This window comes from Pseudomonas piscis, assembly GCF_009380155.1.
Classification (GTDB): domain Bacteria; phylum Pseudomonadota; class Gammaproteobacteria; order Pseudomonadales; family Pseudomonadaceae; genus Aquipseudomonas; species Aquipseudomonas piscis.
Window position 1 is genome coordinate 395,212 of record NZ_WHUV01000004.1, and the last position, 22,088, is coordinate 417,299.

Sequence of the window (22,088 nt, forward strand, 5' to 3'; positions counted from 1 at the left end):
AAACCAAGCTACAAGCCAGAGCCAGAAGCAAAAACGGCAAGCAAAGGCTGTTGCCCCTGCTTGCCGCTTGTAGCTTGCCGCTGCTCTTAACCGATGGTCATCAGGCTGGCGTTACCGCCGGCCGCAGCGGTGTTGACGCTCAGGGCGCGTTCGATCACCAGGCGTTCCAGGGCGATCGTCGTTTCGCCCTGGGACAGGCCCTGGACGCCGACGATGGCACCGGCGCGCTGGGCCACCTGCTGGCAGACGCCGCGCAACTGGTCGGAGTCGCCGTGGTGCAGGACCGCGTCGAACACGGCCTCATCCTTGGTCCAGTCGGCCACGCGTTTGATGCGTACCTGGACTTCCCGGGGCAGGCGGCCGAACAGAGCCTTGGACACGGCGTTTTCCGGCCAGACTGCCGAGCCGCCGACGGCCAGTACCGCCGCCAGTTGCGTCAGCAGGTCGCCTTCGATTTCCGCCAGGCACAGCACGTGCTCACGGGGCAGGATGGCGTAGCTGTTGCGCTCGCCGGTCGGGCCGGCCAGCTGCCGGGTGATCCCGCTCTGCGACTGCCCGGCGAACTGTTTGCACAGGACCGAGAGTTCCGCCAGCTTGGCGCTGTCGGCCCAGGCTTGCAGGGCCGACAGCGGCTTGAGCAGCGACTCGCGCAGGCGCAGGTCCGGGGCGCTGATGGCGTCGGCACGGACGAAGGACTGCTCGATGGCGTCCACCGGACGGGTCGACAGCAGGCGGTACAGGTACAGCGGGCCGCCGGCTTTCGGGCCGGTGCCCGACAGGCCTTCGCCACCGAATGGCTGCACGCCGACCACGGCACCGACGATGTTGCGGTTGACGTACATGTTGCCGGCGTTGACGTTGTCCACCACCTTGGCGATGGTCTCGTCGATCCGGGTATGCACGCCCAGGGTCAGGCCGTAGCCGGAAGCGTTGATCTGGGCGATCAGCTGGTCGATGTCCTTGCGCTTGTAGCGCACTACGTGCAGCACCGGGCCGAAGATCTCGCGCTGCAGTTCGTCGAAGCTTTCCAGCTCGATCAGGGTCGGCATGACGAAGGTGCCGCGCTTGATTTCCTCGCCTTCGGCGATGGCCACCTGATACACGGTACGGCCTTTATCGCGCATGCCCTGGATGTGTTTCTCGATCCCGGCCTTGGCTTCGGCGTCGATCACCGGGCCGATGTCCACGGCCAGGCGCTCGGGGTTGCCCAGGCGGCTTTCGGCCATGGCGCCCTTGAGCATTTCGATCACGCGGTCGGCGGAGTCTTCCTGCAGGCACAGTACGCGCAGGGCCGAGCAACGCTGGCCGGCACTGTCGAAGGCCGAGGACACCACGTCGATCACCACCTGCTCGGTCAGGGCCGAGGAGTCGACGATCATCGCGTTCTGGCCGCCGGTCTCGGCGATCAGCGGGATTGGCCGGCCCTGGTTGTCCAGGCGCCCGGCGATGTTGCGTTGCAGCAGGCGGGCGACTTCGGTGGAGCCGGTGAACATCACGCCCTTGACCCGCTCGTCGCCGACCAGGCCGGCACCGACGGTCTCGCCACGGCCTGGCAGCAGTTGCAGCACGCCTTCGGGAATGCCGGCTTCCAGCATCAGGCGCACGGCCTGGGCGGCTACCAGCGGGGTCTGCTCGGCAGGCTTGGCCAGTACCGGGTTGCCGGCGGCCAGGGCTGCGGCCACCTGGCCGGAGAAGATCGCCAGCGGGAAGTTCCACGGGCTGATGCACACCACCGGGCCCAGTGGACGGTGGGCGTCGTTGCTGAAATCGTTGCGGGCCTGCACCGCGTAGTAGCGCAGGAAGTCCACGGCTTCGCGCACTTCGGCGATGGCGTTGGCGAAGGTCTTGCCGGCCTCGCGGACTAGCAGGCCCATCAGCGGCTGGATTTCGCCTTCCATCAGGTCGGCGGCGCGTTCCAGGATCGCCGCGCGTTCGGCCGGCGGGGTCGCCTGCCAGATCGGTGCGGCGTTGAGGGCGCACTGGATGGCGTTGTCGACGTCGACAACGGTGGCCTCCTGGACATGGCCCACCACGTCGCGGTGGTCGGACGGGTTGAGTACCGGCGCCGGGGTTTCTTCGCTGGCCGGGCAGCCGAGCAGCGGCGCGGCTTTCCAGTCGTTATGGGCAGTGGCCAGCAGCGCGCAGGACAGCGATGCCAGGCGATGCTCGTTGGCCATGTCGATGCCGGCCGAGTTGGCGCGGTCGGTGCCGTACAGGTCGCGCGGCAGCGGGATGCGCGGGTGCGGCAGGCCGACGCCGCCTTCCAGGGTGGCCATCTGTTCGATCTGGCTGACCGGGTCGGCCACCAGTTCCTGGATCGAGATCGACTGGTCGGCGATACGGTTGACGAACGAGGTGTTGGCGCCGTTTTCCAGCAGGCGGCGAACCAGGTAGGCCAGCAGGGTCTCGTGGGTGCCCACCGGAGCGTAGACGCGGCATGGGCGGTTCAGCTTGCCGTCGGCGACCTTGCCCACCACTTGTTCGTACAGCGGCTCACCCATGCCGTGCAGGCACTGGAACTCGTACTGGCCGGGGTAGTAGTTCTGGCCGGCGATATGGTAGATCGCGGACAGGGTATGGGCGTTGTGCGTGGCGAATTGCGGGTAGATGACTTCCGGCACCGACAGCAGCTTGCGCGCGCAAGCGATGTAGGAGACGTCGGTGTAAACCTTGCGGGTGTAGACCGGGTAGCCTTCCAGGCCTTCGACCTGGGCGCGCTTGATCTCGCTGTCCCAGTAGGCGCCCTTCACCAGGCGGATCATCAGGCGGTGGCGGCTGCGGCGCGCCAGGTCGATGACGTAGTCGATCACGTACGGGCAGCGCTTCTGGTAAGCCTGGATCACGAAGCCGATACCGTTCCAGCCGGCCAGTTGCGGCTCGAAGCACAGGCGCTCGAGCAGGTCCAGCGACAGCTCCAGGCGGTCGGCTTCCTCGGCGTCGATGTTCAGGCCGATGTCGTACTGTTTGGCCAGCAGGGTCAGGGATAGCAGGCGTGGGTACAGCTCTTCCATCACGCGCTCGTACTGGGCGCGGCTGTAGCGCGGGTGCAGGGCCGAGAGCTTGATCGAGATGCCCGGGCCTTCGTAGATGCCGCGACCGTGGGAGGCCTTGCCGATCGAGTGGATGGCCTGCTCGTAGGACGCCAGGTATTTCTGCGCGTCGTGCTCGGTCAGTGCCGCTTCACCGAGCATGTCGTAGGAGTAGCGGAAGCCCTTGGCTTCGAACTTGCTGGCGTTGGCCAGGGCTTCGGCGATGGTCTCGCCGGTGACGAACTGCTCGCCCATCAGGCGCATGGCCATGTCCACGCCCTTGCGGATCATCGGCTCGCCGCTCTTGCCGATGATGCGGCTCAGGGAAGAGGTCAGGCCCGCTTCATTGTGGGTCGACACCAGCTTGCCGGTGAGCAACAGGCCCCAGGTGGCGGCGTTGACGAACAGCGACGGGCTGTTGCCCAGGTGCGGCTGCCAGTTGCCGGTGCTGATCTTGTCGCGGATCAGCGCGTCGCGGGTGCCTTTGTCGGGGATGCGCAGCAGGGCTTCGGCCAGGCACATCAGCGCCACGCCTTCCTGGGACGACAGGGAGAACTCCTGCAGCAGGCCCTGGACGATGCCGGCCCGGCCGCCGGCGCTCTTCTGGTTGCGCAGTTTTTCGGCGATGGAGGCGGCCAGCTTGTTCGCGGCCTCGGCGGTGGCGGCCGGCAGGCGCGCCTGCTCCAGCAGCATCGGCACCACTTCCGGTTCCGGCCGGCGATAGGCCGCGGTGATGGAGGCACGCAGTACCGATTGCGGCAGGATGCTCTCGGCGAATTCGAGGAAGCATTGGTGAGCATGGTCGGTGATCACGTCACCGGCGTCGTCGCCGTCGCGGGCGATGGCGTTGCTCAGCTCGGTCAGGGTTGCACCACCCTCGAGTTTCTCCAGGTAATTGAAGATCGCCTGCTTGATCAGCCAGTGCGGAGTCCGATCAATCGAGGCCGCGGCCGCCTTGAGACGTTCGCGGGTAGGGTCGTCGAGTTTGACCCCGAGGGTGGTGGTAGCCATATTTTTATCCTCATGTTTGCCACGCGAGTGTGGCATCAGCTGGCGGCAAGATTATCCGCGAGCCGAAATAGGTGCAACCGGGTGCAACCCATTTTTACCGGGAAAAAATCGCAGTTTGTCAGGAATAAAATTCCGCTACACAAAGTAGGGAATCGATCTGGTGCATTCGCTTCTGAAAAAGATTTTCCTTGCTCCAAAAAGGAGCAAAAACGTCACCAACCGCCGATTTATCGACAAGGTGCAACTGATTCACGTCAAATCGGTTGCACCTTGTTCATTTTGTTGCATAGGATTCGCGCCCAAGGTGCAACCGTCTTCGTGACTGGGGCATCGGCTGATGGCTTTCCTGGGGAAACATCAGTCATAAATGCGCGGCACGCTTGAACGTCTCCCAATCGTTATCGTTTGGCGGCGTGGGGCAGTGACCGCCGCACCATAAAAACAAAGCCAGGGCGTTACTCATGAGTGCAAGCAATCCAACCCTGATCACGTTCGTGATCTACATCGCGGCAATGGTGCTGATCGGCTTCATGGCCTATCGCTCCACCAACAACCTTTCCGACTACATTCTTGGTGGGCGCAGCCTGGGCAGCGTGGTGACCGCGCTTTCCGCCGGCGCTTCCGACATGAGTGGCTGGTTGCTGATGGGCCTGCCGGGCGCCATCTACATGTCCGGCCTGTCCGAGAGCTGGATCGCCATCGGCCTGATCGCCGGTGCCTACCTGAACTGGCTGTTCGTGGCCGGTCGCCTGCGGGTACAGACCGAGCACAACGGTGACGCATTGACCCTGCCGGACTACTTCTCCAGCCGCTTCGAAGACAAGAGCGGCCTGCTGCGGATCATCTCCGCGGTGGTGATCCTGGTGTTCTTCACCATCTACTGCGCTTCCGGCATCGTCGCCGGCGCCCGCCTGTTCGAAAGCACCTTCGGCATGTCCTACGAGACCGCGCTGTGGGCCGGTGCGGCGGCGACCATCGCCTACACCTTCGTCGGTGGCTTCCTGGCGGTGAGCTGGACCGATACCGTGCAAGCCACGCTGATGATCTTCGCCCTGATCCTCACGCCGATCATCGTGCTGCTGGCCACCGGTGGCGTCGACACCACCTTCCTGGCCATCGAGGCCAAGGATCCCACCAGCTTCGACATGCTCAAGAACACCACCTTCATCGGCATCATCTCGCTGATGGGCTGGGGCCTGGGCTACTTCGGCCAACCGCACATCCTGGCGCGCTTCATGGCCGCTGATTCGGTCAAGTCGATCGCCAACGCTCGTCGCATCTCCATGACCTGGATGATCCTGTGCCTGGGTGGCACCGTGGCCGTGGGCTTCTTCGGCATCGCCTACTTCTCGGCGCATCCTGACGTGGCCGGTCCTGTGACCGAGAACCCTGAGCGGGTGTTCATCGAACTGGCCAAGCTGCTGTTCAACCCATGGATCGCCGGTGTGCTGCTGTCGGCCATCCTGGCGGCGGTCATGAGTACCCTGAGTTGCCAGCTGCTGGTGTGCTCCAGCGCCCTGACCGAAGACTTCTACAAGGCTTTCCTGCGCAAGGGCGCGTCCCAGCTGGAACTGGTATGGGTCGGCCGGGCCATGGTGCTGGTGGTGGCGCTGGTCGCCATCGCCATGGCCGCCAACCCGGAGAACCGCGTACTGGGCCTGGTGAGCTATGCCTGGGCCGGTTTCGGCGCGGCCTTCGGTCCTGTGGTACTGATCTCGGTCCTGTGGAAAGGCATGACCCGCAACGGCGCACTGGCCGGTATCGTGGTCGGTGCCGTGACCGTGATCCTGTGGAAGCACTTCGCCCTGCTGGGCCTGTACGAAATCATCCCGGGCTTCATCTTCGCCAGCCTGGCCATCGTCCTGGTGAGCAAGCTGGGCGCTCCGAGTGCCGGTATGGTCCAGCGCTTCGAAGCCGCCGAGAAGGATTTCAAGCTCAACCACTGAGTGCTTGATCCGGCCCCTGTTTTTTCGGGGACACAATGAAAACGGCCCGCTGCGGTGACGCAGCGGGCCGTTTTTTTTCGCCTTCTGAAGCCGCAGCAGGCTGCTAGCGAACGTAGAGAAGTGCGGCAGGGGTTCGCCTGGAGATCGCCATGCAAGGCCCTGCGGTTTTTTTCACGACCTCGCCATGCCGCTGTCGGGCCGTGGCGGGCTTGGCTCAGTGCAGTTCAGCGTCGGGCTGGTTGAGGAAGATCAGCACGCCAAGGATCGCCATGTAGAACTTGAACGCTGCTTCCTGGCCGTTCCAGGTGGCGGACTGCCACATCATGAACCATTCCCCGCCCACCACCATGAAACCGAAGAACCAGACGCAGAAACCCAGGCAGAAGCCGGCAATGGCCCAATGCTTGGCGCGATTGAAGTCGCTGGCAGCGCCGTGCCGGGCGCGCCACAGGCGGGCGCCGCCTAGCACCAGCAGCACGCCGGTCGCGGCTTCGCCGGCGATGATCAGCCAGTAGCCGGCATTCCACAGCAGCGGCTGGGTGATGGCCCGGCCAGTAGCGCTGTTGCCCGCAAAGACGCTGTCCATGCTCAGCACGTGCTGGACGAAGGCGAAGTTGGAGCCGTAGTCGCTGATGTTGTTGTAGGCCACCAGCAGGGCGAAGGCGGCGACCGCGAGGGTCATGATGATCTTGGCGTAGCGCACGAGCATGTCAGGGTCCTTTGCTGGAGGTGCGATCCTTGGGGGAGAGGGATCCAGGGAGGATGTAGCGAGGGCAGCTTAGTGGCGGGGCGCGGGAGGAACAAGGGCCCCGCCGGTGCGGGCGGGGCCGGTTTGGATCAGGCTTGGCGCAGGGCCTGGTCCAGGTCTTCGAGCAGGTCCTCGATGGCTTCGATACCCACCGAGAGGCGGATCATTTCCGGCTTGACCCCGGCCTTGGCCTGTTCCTGTTCGTTCATCTGCCGGTGGGTGGTGGAGGCCGGGTGGCAGGCCAGGGACTTGGCGTCGCCGATGTTCACCAGGCGCTTGAAGATCTGCAGCGCATCGTAGAAGCGCACGCCTGCCTCGTAGCCGCCCTTGAGGCCGAAGGAGAGGATCGCCGACGGCTTGCCCTGCATGTACTTGCGCGCCAGTTCGTGATGCGGATGGTCCTCCAGGCCCGCATAGCTGACCCAGGCCACCAGCGGGTGGGCCTTGAGGAACTGCGCCACCTTGAGGGCGTTGTCGGTGTGGCGCTCCATGCGCAGGGCCAGGGTCTCCAGGCCTTGCAGCAACAGGAAGGCGTTCATGGGCGCCAGGGCCGCGCCGGTGTTGCGCAGCGGCACGGTGCGGGCCCGGGCGACGAAGGCCGCAGGGCCGAACTTCTCGGTGTAGACCACACCGTGATAGGCCGGCTCGGGGGTGTTGAGGCTGGCGAACTTCTGCGGGTGCTCGGTCCAGGGGAAGTTGCCGCTGTCGACGATCACTCCGCCCAGGGCGTTGCCATGGCCGCCGACGTACTTGGTCACCGAATGCACGACGATGTCGGCGCCGAACTGGATCGGCTTGCACAGGATCGGCGTGGCCACTGTGTTGTCCACCATCAGTGGCACGCCCCGGGCGTGGGCGACCTGGGCCAGGCCTTCGATATCGACGATGTTGCCCGCCGGGTTGCCGATGCTCTCGCAGTACACCGCCTTGGTGTTGTCGTCGATCAGTTCGGCGATGGCCTCGGGGGAGTCGTCGCGGGCGAAGCGCACTTCGACGCCGAAGCTGGGCAGCAGGTGGGCGAACAGGGTGTAGGTGCCACCGTACAGCTGCGGGGTGGAGACGATGTTGTCGCCGGCCTGGGTCAGGGTCTGGATGGCGTAGTGGATCGCGGCGCTACCGGCCGATACCGCCAGCGCCGCGACTCCGCCCTCCAGGGCGGCGATGCGCTGTTCCAGCACATCGTTGGTGGGGTTCATGATCCGGGTATAGATGTTGCCCGGCACATCGAGATTGAACAGGTCGGCACCGTGCTGGGCGTTGTCGAACTCGAAGGCGACGTTCTGGTAGATGGGCACGGCCACGGCCTTGGTGGCGGGGTCCGACTTGAATCCATGGTGCAGCGCAATCGTTGCGTCTTTCATAAATTCTCAACTCAGTAGCAGTCCATTAATGAGCACAGCCAGGCAGGGTCGTGCCCGTACAGCAGTCAGTGGTCCCTTGTGTCTGAGTCGCCAGCAACCGCTTGGTGTACCTGCCCCTTGGCCACGGGCAGGCGCGTCAGTGTCCATCAGGCGTGGCGGATGGGCAAGCTGGCGCGCCGTGCCGGGCAAATGCGATGGCCTGTCCTGACGCGGTCCATGGCACAGGGTAAACTTGCGCTCCTGCGCAGGAGCAACCATGAACTATCGTCACGCCTTCCATGCCGGCAATCACGCCGACGTCTTCAAACACCTGACCCTGACCCGCCTCATCGCCCTGATGTCGCGCAAGGAGCAGCCGTTCGCCTATATCGACAGCCATGCCGGCATCGGCTTGTACGACCTCAAGGGCGACCAGGCGACACGCACCGGCGAGTACCTGGAAGGTATCGCCCGGCTGTGGGGCGCGGACGACCTGCCAGAGCTGACCGCCGACTACATGCGCGTGCTGCGCCGGCTGAACCCGGATGGCGAGCTGCGCTACTACCCCGGTTCCCCGGAGCTGGCCCGGCGCCTGATGCGCAACCAGGATCGGGCGCTGCTCAACGAGAAGCATCCCGAGGATGGCCTGCTGCTCAAGGACAACATGAAGGGCGATCGGCGGGTGGCGGTACACCTGGGCGAGGGTTGGCACGTGGCCCGGGCGCTGCTGCCGGTGGCGGAGAAGCGGGCGGTGATGTTGATCGACCCGCCGTTCGAGAAACTCGACGAGATGCAGCGTTGCGCCGCGTCGATGAAGGAGGCCATCGGTCGCATGCGCCAGACCGTGGCGGCCATCTGGTATCCGGTCAAGGACCAGCGCGCCCTGCGCCGTTTCTACCAGGACCTGGCCGGCACTGGTGCGCCGAAGCTGCTGCGGGTGGAATTGCTGGTGCATCCGCTGGATACGCCCAACAGCCTCAACGGTTCGGGCCTGGCCATCGCCAACCCGCCGTGGGGCCTGGAGGAGGAATTGCGCGAGCTGCTGCCCTGGCTGTCGCAAAAGCTCGGCCAGACCCAGGGCGGCTGGCAGATGGACTGGCTGATCGCGGAATAACAGCCACGAGCTATAAGCGGCAAGCGGCAAGCGGCAAGCCGACGGCGAACCACTTGCCGCTTGTAGCTGCTTTAGATTGGGCAGGTCACCCCGGTACCGCCGATACCGCAATAACCTTCCGGGTTCTTCGCCAGGTACTGCTGGTGATAAGCCTCGGCGAAGTAGACGGTCGGCGCCTCTTCGATCTCGGTGGTGATGGTGCCCAGACCTGCCTTGGTCAGCTCGGCCTGGAACACCTCCTTGCTGTGCAGCGCCTGCTGCAGCTGGGTCGGGTTGGTGGTGTAGATCACCGAGCGGTACTGGGTGCCGATATCGTTGCCCTGGCGCATGCCCTGGGTCGGGTTGTGCAGTTCCCAGAACATCGCCAGCAGTTGCTGGTAGCTGACCTTCTCCGGCTCGTACACCACCAGTACCACTTCGGTATGTCCGGTCAGGCCCGAGCAGACTTCCTCATAGGTCGGGTTCGGGGTAAAGCCGCCGGCATAACCCACGCAGGTGCTGAACACGCCCTCGCGCTGCCAGAAGCGCCGTTCCGCGCCCCAGAAGCAACCCAGGCCGAAAATGGCGAAGTCCACGTTGCCGGGGAACGGGCCCAGCAGCGGATTGCCGTTGACGAAGTGCTCCTCCGGGACGGTCATTGGAGTTTCACGGCCAGGCAGAGCTTGTTCTTTGGTTGGGAGCACGTTTTTGTTCACCAGAATTTCCGAGCGCAAGACCATGTAGCAGTCCTCCAGTCAGTTGGATTGTCGTTATTCAGACCTGCAGTTTGCCCGAGTGTCGCGACGCTGTCAGGCGATTGGTCCGCGCGGATAGCGCTTGAGCCTGGCGATCAGCTCGGTGCCGGGAATCGGCCGGTCGAACAGGTAGCCCTGGCCGACGTCGCAGCGATGGCGGCGCAGGAAGGCCAGCTGCTCGGCGGTTTCGATACCTTCGGCGACCACCTTGATCTTCAGGTTGTGGGCCATGGCGATCACCGCCGAGGTGATCTCCATGTCGTCCTGGTTGTCCGGGATGTCGTGGATGAAGCTGCGATCGATCTTGATGATATCGATAGGGAATTTCTTCAGGTAGCTCAGGGACGAATAACCGGTGCCGAAGTCGTCCATGGCCAGGGTCAGGCCGAGCTTTTTCAGCTGTTCGAGTTGCTGGTGGGTGTCGTCGGTGGCTTCCAGCAGCAGGCCTTCGGTCAGTTCCAGCTCCAGCAGCGAGGAGGGCAGTTGCTCCTCCTTGAGGATGCCGGCGATGGAGGCCACCAGGTCCGGGTCGGAGAACTGCTTGGGCGACAGGTTGATGGCCACGTGCAGGTTGCCCATGCCGGCGGCGGTCAGTTGCTTGCTCATGCGGCAGGCCTGGCGGGCGATCCACTTGCCGATGGGAATGATCAGCCCGGTCTCTTCCGCCACGCTGATGAACTGGTCCGGGCGGATCATGCCCTTCTCCGGGTGGTTCCAGCGCAGCAGCGCCTCCATGCCCAGCAGCCGGCCGCTGCGCAGGCACAGCTTGGGCTGGTAGAACACGTCCAGTTCGTTCTGGGTCAGGGCCCGACGCAGGTTGTTCTCGACGAACAGCTTGTAGCTGGCCTCGGCGTTCAGGGCCTCGGTGAATACTTGCACCTGGTGCTTGCCGTTGGCCTTGGCCTTGTGCAGCGCCAGGCCGGCGTTGCGCATCAAGGTCTGTGGGTCGCGGCCGTGCAGCGGCGCGCTGGCCAGGCCCACGGAGCCGGTGACGCTGATCAACTGGTTGTCGACGAACATCGGCTTGTCCAGGGTCATCAGCAGCTGGCTGGCGATCTGCTGGCCGGCTTCCAGGTCGGTGTTGTCCAGCAGCACGGCGAACTCGTTGCTGGCGAAGCGCGCCAGGCTGCCGCTGGGGCTCAGGCTGTTGCGCAGGCGCCGGGCCAGGCTGATCAGCAGCTTGTCGCCGGTCTGGTGGCCGAGGCTGTCGTTGATCCGCTTGAAGTTGTCGATGTCCACCAGCAGCAGGCTGATCGGGGTATCGCTATCCCGGGCGAAGCGTTCGTCCAGGTTGCGGATGAATGCAGGGCGGTTGCCCAGGTTGGTCAGGTTGTCGGTGTAGGCCAGGCGCTCGATGCGCTGCTGGGCCAGCTTGGTCTGGGTGATGTCTTCGTAGATGCCGATGTAGTGGGTCAGCTCGCGGTTGTCGCCATAGACCTTGGAAATCGACAACTGGCCCCAGTAGGGCTCGAGGTTCTTGCGCCGGCTCTTGAACTCGCCCTGCCAGCTATTGCTCTTGGCCAGGCTGGAAGGGGCGTCGAACAGCAGTTCGCTGAGGTTCTCCAGGGCCGGTAATTCCGACAGGCGGTGACCGTGGACTTCCTCGGTGCTGTATTGGGTGATCGCCGTGAAGCTGGGGTTGACGTATTCCACCACGCCGTCGCAGTTGACCAGCAGGAAGGCGTTGGCGCTTTGTTCCACGGCCCGCTGGAACAGGTGCAGGGCGCTGGTGGCGGCCCGGCGATTGTGGTTGTTGATGACCTGGGCGAACTGGTCGGCCAGCTCGCCGGCGAAGGCGATCTCGTCCGACTGCCAGGCGCGGGTGGTGCCGGTCTGTTCCAGGCACAGCACCCCGACCACCTGGCCGTCGATGCGGATGCTGGCATCGAGCATGGCATTCACGTCCCGGGGGCGCAGGCTCTCGGCCATTTCCCGGGTACGTGGGTCGCGCATGGCGTTCTGGGCATCGATGGCGCGGCAGCTGTGCAGGGCTTCCATGTAGTCCGGGAAGCTGCTGGCGTCGATGGCGTCGGGCAGGTGGTACTCCTGGGTGGCGCGATGGTAGGCCGCGATCGGCTCCAGGCGCTGGCCCTCCAGGTTCCAGATGCTGGCGCAGTCGATCTGGTAGATGTCGCAGGCACTGCGGGTGATCAGCTCGGCGGCTTCCTTCAGGGAGTTGCCGCTGCTGTAGCGCTGGCGGGTCAGCAGCAGGATCAGGTCCTGCTGGGCCCGTACCCGCTCCAGGTGTTGCAGCTGTTCCTGCTGGGCCCGCTGGTTGAGTTCCAGGGCGATCTGCAGGCGGCTGTTCTGGGTTTCAAGGTCCAGGGTCGGTGCCGTTGGGCTATTGCCGAACAGGCCTTCGACCACCAGCAGGTAGCCACGCAGCAGGTGTCGGTTGTGCTGTTTGTAGGCTTCGCCCAGTTCCAGGATGCTCAGGGGGCCTTGGGCGGTGTGCAGGGTATAGCGGATCAGATAATGGGAAGCGCTGGCCAGTTGCTGCTGGATGTTGTCATGCAGTTGATAGCGCGCTTCAGGCTCCATCAGGCTGGCGTAGGGCGAGCCGACCAGGGCGCAGAGCTCCACGGCGGGCAGGCCGAACTGGCGTTCGCAGTTGGGATCGAGAAACAGTAGCGCCCAGCTCGCTTCATTCAGCCGTTCGAAACGCAACATGCCGAGCCGCGAAGGCACAGGCAACTGCGTCACTACCTCGGCCACCATACGGCTGGCGGCATCGGGTTGGCTTTTCATGGGGAAACTCGCTTCGAAATTGCTGATCGCGCCGGGCTCACGCCCTCTTCACTGTTGCCTGCGGCAAGGTTGCATCATGGCGCATCGACTGACAAGAGAGATGAAGGCCAAGTGCTATAAACCTTTATATCGGCAGGTAAGGGGATTTCTGCAAAGTTACTTTGCGCCACTTGCATGGCTCGGTCCACAGCGGGATCCAGGTTGTTTTTCCGGAAAAAAAAGCCCCGCCAGATTGACGGGGTTGAGGTACGAGCGTGGCGCTCGAAAAAGGCTGCGGTGCCGGCCCTCCCATGACAGGAGGGCCGGCTCGCGAGTTACAGCAGGATGGTGCGGATGTCCGCCAGCAGGTCGCTCAGGCGCTTGGTGAAGCGCGCGGCGGCTGCGCCGTTGATCACACGGTGATCGTAGGACAGCGACAGCGGCAGCATCAGCTTCGGCTGGAAGGCCTTGCCGTCCCAGACCGGCTGGATGGTGGCCTTGGAAACACCGAGGATGGCCACTTCTGGCGCGTTGACGATCGGCGTGAAGCCGGTGCCGCCAATGTGGCCGAGGCTGGAGATGGTGAAGCAAGCGCCTTGCATCTCGTCCGCGGAGAGTTTCTTGGTCCGGGCCTTTTCCGCCAGGGAAGCGGCTTCGGCCGCCAGTTGCAGCAGGCTCTTCTGGTCGACGTTCTTGATCACTGGTACCAGCAGGCCATCCGGGGTGTCCACGGCGAAGCCGATGTGCACGTACTTCTTGCGGATGATCGCCTTGCCGCTCGGAGCCAGCGAGCTGTTGAAGTCCGGCAGTTCCTTGAGCAGGTGGGCGCAGGACTTGAGCAGCAGCGGCAGGACGGTCAGCTTGACGCCGGCTTTCTCGGCCACGGCCTTCTGGGCAACGCGGAAGGCCTCCAACTCGGTGATGTCGGCGGAGTCGAACTGGGTCACGTGCGGCACGTTCAGCCAGCTGCGGTGCAGGTTGGAAGCGCCGACCTGCATCAGGCGGGTCATGGCCACTTCTTCGACTTCACCGAACTTGCTGAAGTCCACGGCCGGGATCGGCGGGATGCCTGCGCCGCCGGTCGCGCCAGCGGCTGGCGCTTCCTTGGCCTTCTGCATCATGGCCTTGACGTAGACCTGCACGTCTTCCTTGAGGATCCGGCCATGGGGGCCACTGGCGCTCACGGCGTTCAGTTCGACGCCGAACTCGCGGGCCAGCTGGCGCACGGCCGGGCCGGCGTGCACCTTGGCACCTGGCTTGGCAGGCGCAGCTGCTGCGGCGACTGGTGCTGGAGCGGCTGGTGCGGCTTCGGCCTTGGCTGGCGCAGGGGCGGCAGCCGGGGCAGGCGCGGCAGGGGCCGGAGCGACTGCAGGAGCCGCGCCCTTGACCTTGAGCTTGAGGATCAGGTCGCCGGTACCGACTTCGTCGTCCAGCTTGATCAATACGCTTTCCACGATGCCGGCGGCTGGCGATGGGATTTCCATGCTGGCCTTGTCGGATTCGAGGGTGATCAGCGACTGGTCGGCTTCGACGCTGTCGCCGGCCTTGACCATGACTTCGATGATCTTGGCCTTGCCGGCCGAGCCGATGTCCGGAACGTGGATATCCTGCACGCTGTCGGCCGCTGCTGGCGCAGGAGCGGCAGCCGGGGCAGGGGCAGCGGCTGCAGCGGGCGCTGCCGCAGGGGCCTGGGCTGGAGCGGCGGCAGGGGCCGCGGCACCGGCCACTTCCAGGTCCAGGATCAGGTCGCCGGTACCGACTTCATCGTTGAGCTTGACGCTGATGGCCTTGACCACGCCGGCGGCTGGCGATGGGATCTCCATGCTGGCCTTGTCGGACTCGAGGGTGATCAGCGACTGGTCGGCCTCGACACTGTCGCCGACCTTGACCTGGAGCTCGATGATCTGGGCCTTGCCCGAGGAGCCGATGTCCGGCACGTGCACCTGCTGTACCGAAGTACCGGCAGGGGCGGCGCTCGGCGCAGCGGCAGGCGCTGCCGGGGCCGGCGCGGCCTCGGCTTTCGGCGCTTCGGCGGCCGGCGCAGGGGCCGCAGCGGCGGCGCCCTCGACTTCCAGTTCCAGCAGTTCGTCGCCTTCTTTCAGGCGGTCGCCCAGCTTCACTTTCACGCTCTTGACCACGCCGGCGCTCGGGGCAGGGATTTCCATGCTCGCCTTGTCCGACTCCAGGGTCAGGATGCTCTGGTCGGCTTCGATGCGATCGCCGACTTTCACCATCAGTTCGATTACTTCACCTTCACCGCTGCCGATGTCAGGTACGCGAATGAGTTCGCTCACAGAAAGTCTCCTCAGCAGTCCAGTGGGTTGCGTTTTTCCGGGTCGATACCGAACTTGGCGATGGCCTCGGCCACGACCTTGGGTTCGATGTCGCCACGGTCAGCCAGGGCTTCCAGGGCTGCCAGCACCACGAAGTGACGGTCGACTTCGAAGAAGTGACGCAGTTTCTTGCGGCTGTCGCTGCGGCCGAAACCGTCGGTGCCCAGGACCTTGAATTCCTTGGATGGGACCCACTGGCGGATTTGTTCGGCGAACAGCTTCATGTAGTCGGTGGAGGCGATGACCGGCCCCTTGCGGCCGTTCAGGCACTCTTCGACGTAGCTCTGCTGTGGCTTCTGGCCCGGGTGCAGGCGGTTGCTGCGTTCCACGGCCAGGCCGTTGCGGCGCAGTTCGTTGAAGCTGGTCACGCTCCACACGTCGGCGGCGACGTTGAATTCGTCACGCAGGATCTTCGCCGCTTCGCGGACTTCGCGCAGGATGGTGCCGGAGCCCATCAGCTGTACGTGGTGCGCGGCATCGCGGGTGTCTTCCTCGAGCAGGTACATGCCCTTGATGATGCCTTCCTCGACACCTTCGGGCATGGCTGGCTGCTGGTACGACTCGTTCATCACGGTGATGTAGTAGAAGACGTCCTGCTGCTCTTCGGTCATCTTCTTCATGCCGTCCTGGATGATCACCGCCAGCTCGTAGCCGTAGGTCGGATCGTAGGTGCGGCAGTTCGGGATGGTGCCGGCCAGCATGTGGCTGTGGCCGTCTTCGTGCTGCAGGCCTTCACCGTTGAGGGTGGTACGGCCGGCGGTGCCGCCGATCAGGAAACCACGGGTACGGCTGTCGCCAGCGGCCCAGGCCAGGTCGCCGATCCGCTGGAAACCGAACATCGAGTAGAAGATGTAGAACGGCAGCATCGGCTGGTTGTGGCTGGAGTACGAAGTGCCGGCAGCGATGAAGGAGCTCATGGCGCCCGCTTCGTTGATGCCTTCCTCGAGGATCTGGCCCTTCTTGTCTTCCTTGTAGAACATCACCTGATCTTTATCGACTGGCTCGTAGAGCTGGCCGACCGAGGAGTAGATGCCCAACTGGCGGAACATGCCTTCCATACCGAAGGTACGGGCTTCGTCCGGGATGATCGGCACGATGCGCGGGCCGATTTCCTTGTCCTTGACCAGCTGCGCCAGGATGCGCACGAAGGCCATGGTGGTGGAGATTTCACGGTCGCCGGAACCATCGAGGATCGCCTTGAGGGTATCCAGTGGTGGCGTCGGCACGCTGAAGCTCATGGCGCGGCGCTGCGGCACGAAGCCACCCAGCGCGGTGCGGCGCTCGCTCAGGTAGCGGGCTTCGGCGCTGCCGGTCTCCGGCTTGAAGAACGGCAGGTGTTCCAGGTCTTCGTCCTTGACCGGGATGTCGAAGCGGTCGCGGAACAGCTTCAGGCTCTCGACGTCGACCTTCTTGGTGTTGTGCGCGGTGTTCTTCGCTTCGCCGGCGCCGGTGCCATAACCCTTGATGGTCTTGGCCAGGATGACGGTCGGCTGCTCTTTGTGGTTGACCGCCTGGTGGTAGGCCGCATAGACCTTGTACGGGTCGTGGCCACCGCGGTTGAGTTTCCAGATCTCGTCGTCGGACAGATCGGCAACCATCGCCTTGAGTTCAGGGGTGTTGAAGAAGTGCTCACGGACGAACGCGCCGTCCTTGGCCTTGTAGTTCTGGTACTCGCCGTCGATGACTTCGTCCATGCGGCGTTGCAGGATGCCGTCGACGTCCTTGGCCAGCAGTGGGTCCCAGAAACGGCCCCAGATGACCTTGGTGACATTCCACTGGGCACCACGGAACACGCCTTCGAGTTCCTGGATGATCTTGCCGTTGCCGCGAACCGGGCCGTCGAGGCGCTGCAGGTTGCAGTTGATGACGAAGATCAGGTTGTCCAGCTTCTCGCGGCCGGCCAGGGAAATGGCGCCCAGGGCTTCCGGCTCGTCGCACTCGCCGTCGCCCAGGAAGCACCAGACCTTCTGCTTGCCGGCAGGGATGAAGCCACGGGCTTCCAGGTACTTCATGAAGCGTGCCTGGTAGATCGCCTGGATCGGGCCCAGGCCCATGGAAACGGTCGGGAACTGCCAGAAGTCAGGCATCAGCCATGGGTGTGGATAGGACGATAGGCCCTTGCCATCCACTTCCTGGCGGAAGTTGTTCATCTGTTCTTCGCTGATGCGGCCTTCCATGAAGGCGCGAGCGTAGACGCCAGGGGAGGTGTGGCCCTGGAAGTAGATCAGGTCGCCGCCGTGCTCGTCGGTCGGGGCCTGGAAGAAGTAGTTGAAGCCGATGTCGTACAGGGTGGCGCTGGAGGCGAAGCTGGAGATGTGACCGCCCAGGTCGGAATCCCTCAGGTTCGTGCGCATCACCATGGCCATCGCGTTCCAGCGCACCAGCGAGCGAATGCGGCGTTCCATGAACAGGTCGCCAGGCATGCGTGCTTCGTGGGTGACGGGGATAGTGTTGCGATAGGGAGTGGTGATGGCGTAGGGCAGTTGCGAGCCGCTGCGGGTCGCGAGTTCACCCATGCGGGTCATCAGGTAGTGAGCACGGTCTTCGCCTTCTTTGTCGAGAACCGATTCCAGGGCGTCCAGCCATTCCTGGGTTTCGACGGGATCGAGGTCTTGCATGGCTTGCTCCAGGGCGGAAAGGCTTCCAGAATCGGTTGCCTGAGTTTGCGACTGGCCTTGTGGGCAGACGTTATGAATTCTTGGATTGCCGGAGGTTGCTCCAGCGATGTGTAGTTTTACTACAAATCATCGGCCGTTTCAGCCTTTCGAATGTATAGACGAGTAGTAAAACTACAGAAGAGTGGCTCGTGGCCTCCTGCTGTGTTGTGAGAATAATCGTTACTCTTGGTCAATGAGTGACGCGGATAGATGGTGGGTTGATGCTGGCTGCTAAAAAAAATCTATTTTCAGCTATTTCTAACTTTTGTTCGACAGTCCGCCGCTGCTTGTCCTCTACCTCTCCCTCAGCCTGCACGTTCCACGCCCATCAAGGATAGCCCATGAGCCTGCCCCCGCTTGCCCAAGTCCCCGCGATTCTCCTGCCGCTGGTCAGCCGTGCGGAGCAATCATTTCGCAGTGCGGTGGCCGCCCTGGAAAATGACCCCGCAGTGGCGCACTGGAGCACCGAGCGCTGGGGTGAGTTCGCCCGGGTTTGTGCTGCCAGCGACTTCGTCATCGATCAGAGCCTGCGTGATCCTTCGATGCTGCTGGAGCTGGTCCGTTCCGGCGAGCTGGATCGCGGTTTCGCCCCGGGCGAGCTATGTGCGCAGATCGCCGCGGCGGTGCAGGCGGCCGAGACCGAAGATCAACTGGGGCGAGTGCTGCGTCGCCAGCGTACCCGGCAGCAGGTGCGGATCATCTGGCGCGACCTGACCCGCCAGGCGGACCTGGTGCAGACCTGCCGCGATCTTTCCGACCTGGCCGATGCCTGCATCGACCAGGCCTACCAATGGTTGTACCTGCGCCATTGCCAACAGTTCGGCGTGCCCACCGGCCACCGCAGCGGCGAGCCGCAGCAGATGGTCATCCTGGGCATGGGCAAGCTGGGGGCCGTGGAGCTCAACCTGTCGTCGGACATCGACCTGATCTTCGCCTACCCCGAAGGCGGCGAGACCGTCGGGGCCAAGCGGGGGCTGGACAACCAGGAGTTCTTCATCCGCCTGGGGCAGCGCCTGATCAAGGCCCTGGACCCGATGACCGTCGACGGCTTCGTGTTTCGTGTCGATATGCGCTTGCGTCCCTATGGCTCCTCGGGGGCCCTGGTCCTGAGCTTCAATGCCCTGGAGCAGTACTACCAGGACCAGGGGCGCGACTGGGAGCGCTACGCGATGATCAAGGCACGGGTGGTGGCCGGCGACCAGGCATCCGGCGCCCAATTGCTGGAATTGCTGCGGCCCTTCGTCTATCGCCGTTACCTGGACTTCTCCGCCATCGAGGCGCTGCGCACCATGAAGCAGCTGATCCAGCAGGAAGTGCGGCGCAAGGGCATGGCCGACAACATCAAGCTGGGCTCGGGCGGTATCCGTGAAGTGGAGTTCATCGCCCAGGCCTTCCAGTTGATCCATGGCGGTCGCGACCTGAGCTTGCAGCAGCGTCCTCTATTAAAGGTACTGGGAACCCTGGAAGGGCAGGGCTACCTGCCGCCGGCGGTGGTCAGCGAGTTGCGCGAGGGTTATGAATTCCTGCGCTACACCGAGCATGCGATCCAGGCCATCGCCGACCGCCAGACCCAGATGCTGCCGGACAATCCCCAGGACCAGGCGCGGATCGCCTTCATGCTGGGGTTCGCCGACTGGGAGGCCTTCCATGAACGGCTGATGCATTGGCGGGCCCGGGTGGAATGGCACTTCCGCCAGGTGATCGCCGATCCCGATGAGGACGAAGGGGCCCAGAGCGAGGTCGTCGTGGGTGGCGAGTGGTTGCCGTTGTGGGAAGAAGCCCAGGATGAAGAGGCAGCTTGCCGCCAGTTGCAGGAAGGTGGTTTCGTCGATGCGCCCAAGGCCTTGCGGGCCCTGGCCAGCCTGCGCAGCAGTCCGCAGTTGCGAGCCATGCAGCGCCTGGGGCGTGAACGGCTGGATGCCTTCATTCCACGCCTGCTGGCCCAGGCGGTGGAGCATGCCAGTCCGGACCTGGTGCTGGAGCGGGTGCTGCCCCTGGTTGAAGCGGTGGCTCGGCGTTCGGCCTACCTGGTATTGCTCACCGAGAACCCCGGGGCGTTGCGCCGCCTGCTGACCTTGTGCGCGGCCAGCCCATGGATTGCCGAGCAGATCACTCGCTTCCCGCTGTTGCTGGATGAGTTGCTCAATGAAGGTCGACTGTTCAAGCCGCCCCTGGCGCCGGAGTTGGCGGCCGAGTTGCGTGAGCGCCTGACGCGGATTCCCGAGGACGACCTGGAACAGCAGATGGAGGCCTTGCGCCATTTCAAGCTGGCCCATCGCCTGCGAGTGGCAGCGTCGGAGATCGCCGGCAGCCTGCCCTTGATGAAGGTCAGCGACTACCTGACCTGGTTGGCCGAGGCGATCCTCGAGCAGGTGCTGGCCCTGGCCTGGCGCCAGACCGTGGCCCGCCATGGTGCGCCGCTGCGTACCGACGGCACCCTGTGCGATCCGGGGTTCATTATCGTCGGCTATGGCAAGGTCGGCGGTATCGAACTGGGCCACGGGTCCGACCTGGACCTGGTGTTCATCCATGATGGCGACCCCCAGGCCGAGACCGATGGGCCCAAGCCCATCGATGGCGCGCAATTCTTCACCCGGCTCGGCCAGCGCATCATCCACCTGCTGACCACCCAGACCAACTCCGGCCAGCTCTATGAGGTGGACATGCGCCTGCGGCCATCCGGCGCTTCGGGCCTGCTGGTCAGTTCCCTGGGGGCCTTCGGCCGTTACCAGGAGAACGAGGCCTGGACCTGGGAGCATCAGGCGCTGGTGCGGGCCCGGGTGCTGGTGGGCAGCCAGGATGTCGGCCAGGCTTTCGAAAAGGTCCGGGCCGCGGTGTTGGGCAAGCATCGCGACCTGGCCAAGCTGCGCCAGGAGGTCAGCGAAATGCGCGCCAAGATGCGCGACAACCTGGGTAGTCGCCTGACCGCCGCCGGTACGGCCGCCAATGCCTTCGAAGCCACGGTGCCCTTCGACCTCAAGCAGGACGCCGGAGGTATCGTCGATATCGAATTTATGGTGCAATACGCGGCCCTGGCGTGGTCCGAAGAGCACCCGTCATTGCTGCGCTATACCGATAACATCCGCATCCTGGAAGGTCTGGAAGAAGTCGGGCTGATGTCGGCGAGCGATGCCAGCCTGCTGCGCGAGGTCTACAAGGCCTACCGTTCCGCCGCTCATCGACAGGCGTTGCAGAATGAGGCCGGGATCATCACTGGTGATCAATTCGTGACCGAGCGGCGGGAAGTGTTGCGGATTTGGCGCGAGCTGGGGCTAAGCTAGGCGGCCTGACAGGGGCCGTCATGTACTCGGCGGGCCTTGCGGCTCGCCAAAACTGAACCGGCGGCTGAGGCCGCGGTGCTGGATTCTCGAGGCGGGGAGGCGTATGCCTCCCCGGCTCGTTTATGGAAACCACATGAATATTCTGATCGTTGGGCCCAGTTGGGTCGGTGACATGGTGATGGCGCAGACACTCTTCGAGTGCCTGAAGCAGCGCCATCCTCAATGCGAGATCGACGTGCTGGCCCCCGAATGGAGCCGGCCGATCCTCGAGCGCATGCCCCAGGTGCGCCGGGCCCTGAGTTTCCCCCTGGGCCACGGGGCCCTGGAGCTGGCGACCCGGCGCGGCATCGGCAAGTCCCTGGCCGGCCAGTACGATCAGGCCATCCTTCTGCCCAATTCGCTGAAGTCGGCACTGGTGCCGTTCTTCGCCGGCATTCCCAAGCGCACCGGCTGGCGTGGCGAGTTCCGCTACGGCCTGCTCAACGATGTGCGCAAGCTCGATAAAGAGCGTTATCCGTTGATGATCGAGCGCTTCATGGCCCTGGCCTATGAGCCTGGCGCCGACTTGCCTGCGCCCTATCCGCGGCCCAGCCTGCAGATCGATCCGCAGAGCCGTGACGCGGCCCTGGCCAAGTTCGGCCTGGCCCTGGACCGTCCGGTCCTGGCGCTGTGTCCGGGAGCTGAGTTCGGTGAGGCCAAGCGCTGGCCGTCGGAACACTACGCCCAGGTGGCCGAGGCCAGGATCCGCGATGGTTGGCAGGTCTGGCTGTTCGGCTCGAAGAACGATCACGCCGTGGGCGAGGAAATCCGCAGCCGGCTGATTCCCGGCCTGCGCGAGGAGTCGGTCAACCTCAGTGGCGAGACCTCCCTGGCCGAGGCCATCGACCTGCTGTCCTGTGCCGATTCCGTGGTGTCCAACGACTCCGGGCTGATGCACGTGGCCGCCGCGCTGAACCGCCCGCTAGTGGCGGTGTACGGCTCCACCTCGCCGGGTTTCACTCCGCCCCTGGCCGATCAGGTCGAAGTGGTGCGCCTGGGTATCGAATGCAGTCCGTGCTTTGACCGCACCTGCCGCTTCGGCCATTACAACTGCCTGCGCCAGCTGATGCCGCAGTCGGTGAACGAGGCCCTGCAGCGGTTGCAGGGCACTGCGGTCGAGGTTCGATAA

At 64.3% G+C, this 22,088-nt stretch carries 11 protein-coding genes; 4 read left to right on the forward strand and 7 right to left on the reverse strand.

Annotated elements, in window-relative coordinates:
• Window positions 1–86: 86 nt before the first annotated feature.
• Entirely contained in the window at window positions 87–4,040 is a 3,954-nt protein-coding gene (putA, locus tag GDH07_RS23710; protein WP_152899078.1) for a trifunctional transcriptional regulator/proline dehydrogenase/L-glutamate gamma-semialdehyde dehydrogenase, read from the reverse strand.
• A gap of 461 nt (window positions 4,041–4,501) precedes the next feature.
• Here putA and putP point away from each other — a divergent pair, with 461 nt between their 5' ends.
• On the forward strand, window positions 4,502–5,986 hold the full coding sequence (putP, locus tag GDH07_RS23715; protein WP_022640790.1) for a sodium/proline symporter PutP: 1,485 nt from the start codon (window positions 4,502–4,504) through the stop codon (window positions 5,984–5,986).
• A gap of 214 nt (window positions 5,987–6,200) precedes the next feature.
• Here putP and GDH07_RS23720 read toward each other — a convergent pair whose 3' ends face one another.
• Window positions 6,201–6,695 (reverse strand): DUF2165 family protein, encoded by a 495-nt coding sequence (locus GDH07_RS23720; protein WP_053132418.1) that lies wholly within the window; start codon window positions 6,693–6,695, stop codon window positions 6,201–6,203.
• 128 nt (window positions 6,696–6,823) lie between these two features.
• Window positions 6,824–8,095 carry an O-acetylhomoserine aminocarboxypropyltransferase/cysteine synthase family protein gene (locus GDH07_RS23725; protein WP_053132415.1) on the reverse strand — a complete coding sequence of 424 codons (1,272 nt, stop codon included), beginning with the start codon at window positions 8,093–8,095 and terminating at the stop codon, window positions 6,824–6,826.
• 256 nt (window positions 8,096–8,351) lie between these two features.
• Here GDH07_RS23725 and GDH07_RS23730 point away from each other — a divergent pair, with 256 nt between their 5' ends.
• A complete protein-coding gene (locus GDH07_RS23730; RefSeq protein WP_022640793.1) occupies window positions 8,352–9,188 on the forward strand; it encodes a 23S rRNA (adenine(2030)-N(6))-methyltransferase RlmJ in 837 nt (278 codons plus the stop codon).
• 71 nt (window positions 9,189–9,259) lie between these two features.
• Here the strand turns inward: GDH07_RS23730 and msrA are convergent, their stop codons facing one another.
• From msrA to aceE, 4 genes are all read right to left on the reverse strand, one after another.
• A complete protein-coding gene (msrA, locus tag GDH07_RS23735) occupies window positions 9,260–9,907 on the reverse strand; it encodes a peptide-methionine (S)-S-oxide reductase MsrA (protein WP_022640794.1) in 648 nt (215 codons plus the stop codon).
• A 69-nt stretch (window positions 9,908–9,976) separates the two neighbouring features.
• Window positions 9,977–12,670, reverse strand: coding sequence for a sensor domain-containing phosphodiesterase (locus GDH07_RS23740; protein WP_152899079.1), 2,694 nt, complete (start codon window positions 12,668–12,670; stop codon window positions 9,977–9,979).
• A 314-nt stretch (window positions 12,671–12,984) separates the two neighbouring features.
• Window positions 12,985–14,943, reverse strand: a complete 1,959-nt coding sequence (gene aceF / locus GDH07_RS23745) for a dihydrolipoyllysine-residue acetyltransferase (protein WP_343038325.1) — start codon at window positions 14,941–14,943, stop codon at window positions 12,985–12,987.
• A gap of 11 nt (window positions 14,944–14,954) precedes the next feature.
• Complete coding sequence (gene aceE, locus GDH07_RS23750; RefSeq protein WP_053132405.1) at window positions 14,955–17,600, reverse strand: pyruvate dehydrogenase (acetyl-transferring), homodimeric type; 2,646 nt, start codon at window positions 17,598–17,600, stop codon at window positions 14,955–14,957.
• A 380-nt stretch (window positions 17,601–17,980) separates the two neighbouring features.
• Between aceE and glnE the strand changes: the two genes are divergently transcribed.
• On the forward strand, window positions 17,981–20,920 hold the full coding sequence (glnE, locus tag GDH07_RS23755; RefSeq protein WP_022641017.1) for a bifunctional [glutamate--ammonia ligase]-adenylyl-L-tyrosine phosphorylase/[glutamate--ammonia-ligase] adenylyltransferase: 2,940 nt from the start codon (window positions 17,981–17,983) through the stop codon (window positions 20,918–20,920).
• Between the two features lie 133 nt (window positions 20,921–21,053).
• Window positions 21,054–22,088 (forward strand): lipopolysaccharide heptosyltransferase II, encoded by a 1,035-nt coding sequence (gene waaF / locus GDH07_RS23760; RefSeq protein WP_022641018.1) that lies wholly within the window; start codon window positions 21,054–21,056, stop codon window positions 22,086–22,088.

Bases quoted from the DNA above. Each gene is read 5' to 3' on its own strand.
- putA (WP_152899078.1), bottom strand. From the start codon at position 4,040: ATGGCTACCACCACCCTCGGGGTCAAACTCGACGACCCTACCCGCGAA.
- putP (WP_022640790.1), top strand. From the start codon at position 4,502: ATGAGTGCAAGCAATCCAACCCTGATCACGTTCGTGATCTACATCGCG.
- GDH07_RS23720 (WP_053132418.1), bottom strand. From the start codon at position 6,695: ATGCTCGTGCGCTACGCCAAGATCATCATGACCCTCGCGGTCGCCGCC.
- GDH07_RS23725 (WP_053132415.1), bottom strand. From the start codon at position 8,095: ATGAAAGACGCAACGATTGCGCTGCACCATGGATTCAAGTCGGACCCC.
- GDH07_RS23730 (WP_022640793.1), top strand. From the start codon at position 8,352: ATGAACTATCGTCACGCCTTCCATGCCGGCAATCACGCCGACGTCTTC.
- msrA (WP_022640794.1), bottom strand. From the start codon at position 9,907: ATGGTCTTGCGCTCGGAAATTCTGGTGAACAAAAACGTGCTCCCAACC.
- GDH07_RS23740 (WP_152899079.1), bottom strand. From the start codon at position 12,670: ATGAAAAGCCAACCCGATGCCGCCAGCCGTATGGTGGCCGAGGTAGTG.
- aceE (WP_053132405.1), bottom strand. From the start codon at position 17,600: ATGCAAGACCTCGATCCCGTCGAAACCCAGGAATGGCTGGACGCCCTG.
- glnE (WP_022641017.1), top strand. From the start codon at position 17,981: ATGAGCCTGCCCCCGCTTGCCCAAGTCCCCGCGATTCTCCTGCCGCTG.
- waaF (WP_022641018.1), top strand. From the start codon at position 21,054: ATGAATATTCTGATCGTTGGGCCCAGTTGGGTCGGTGACATGGTGATG.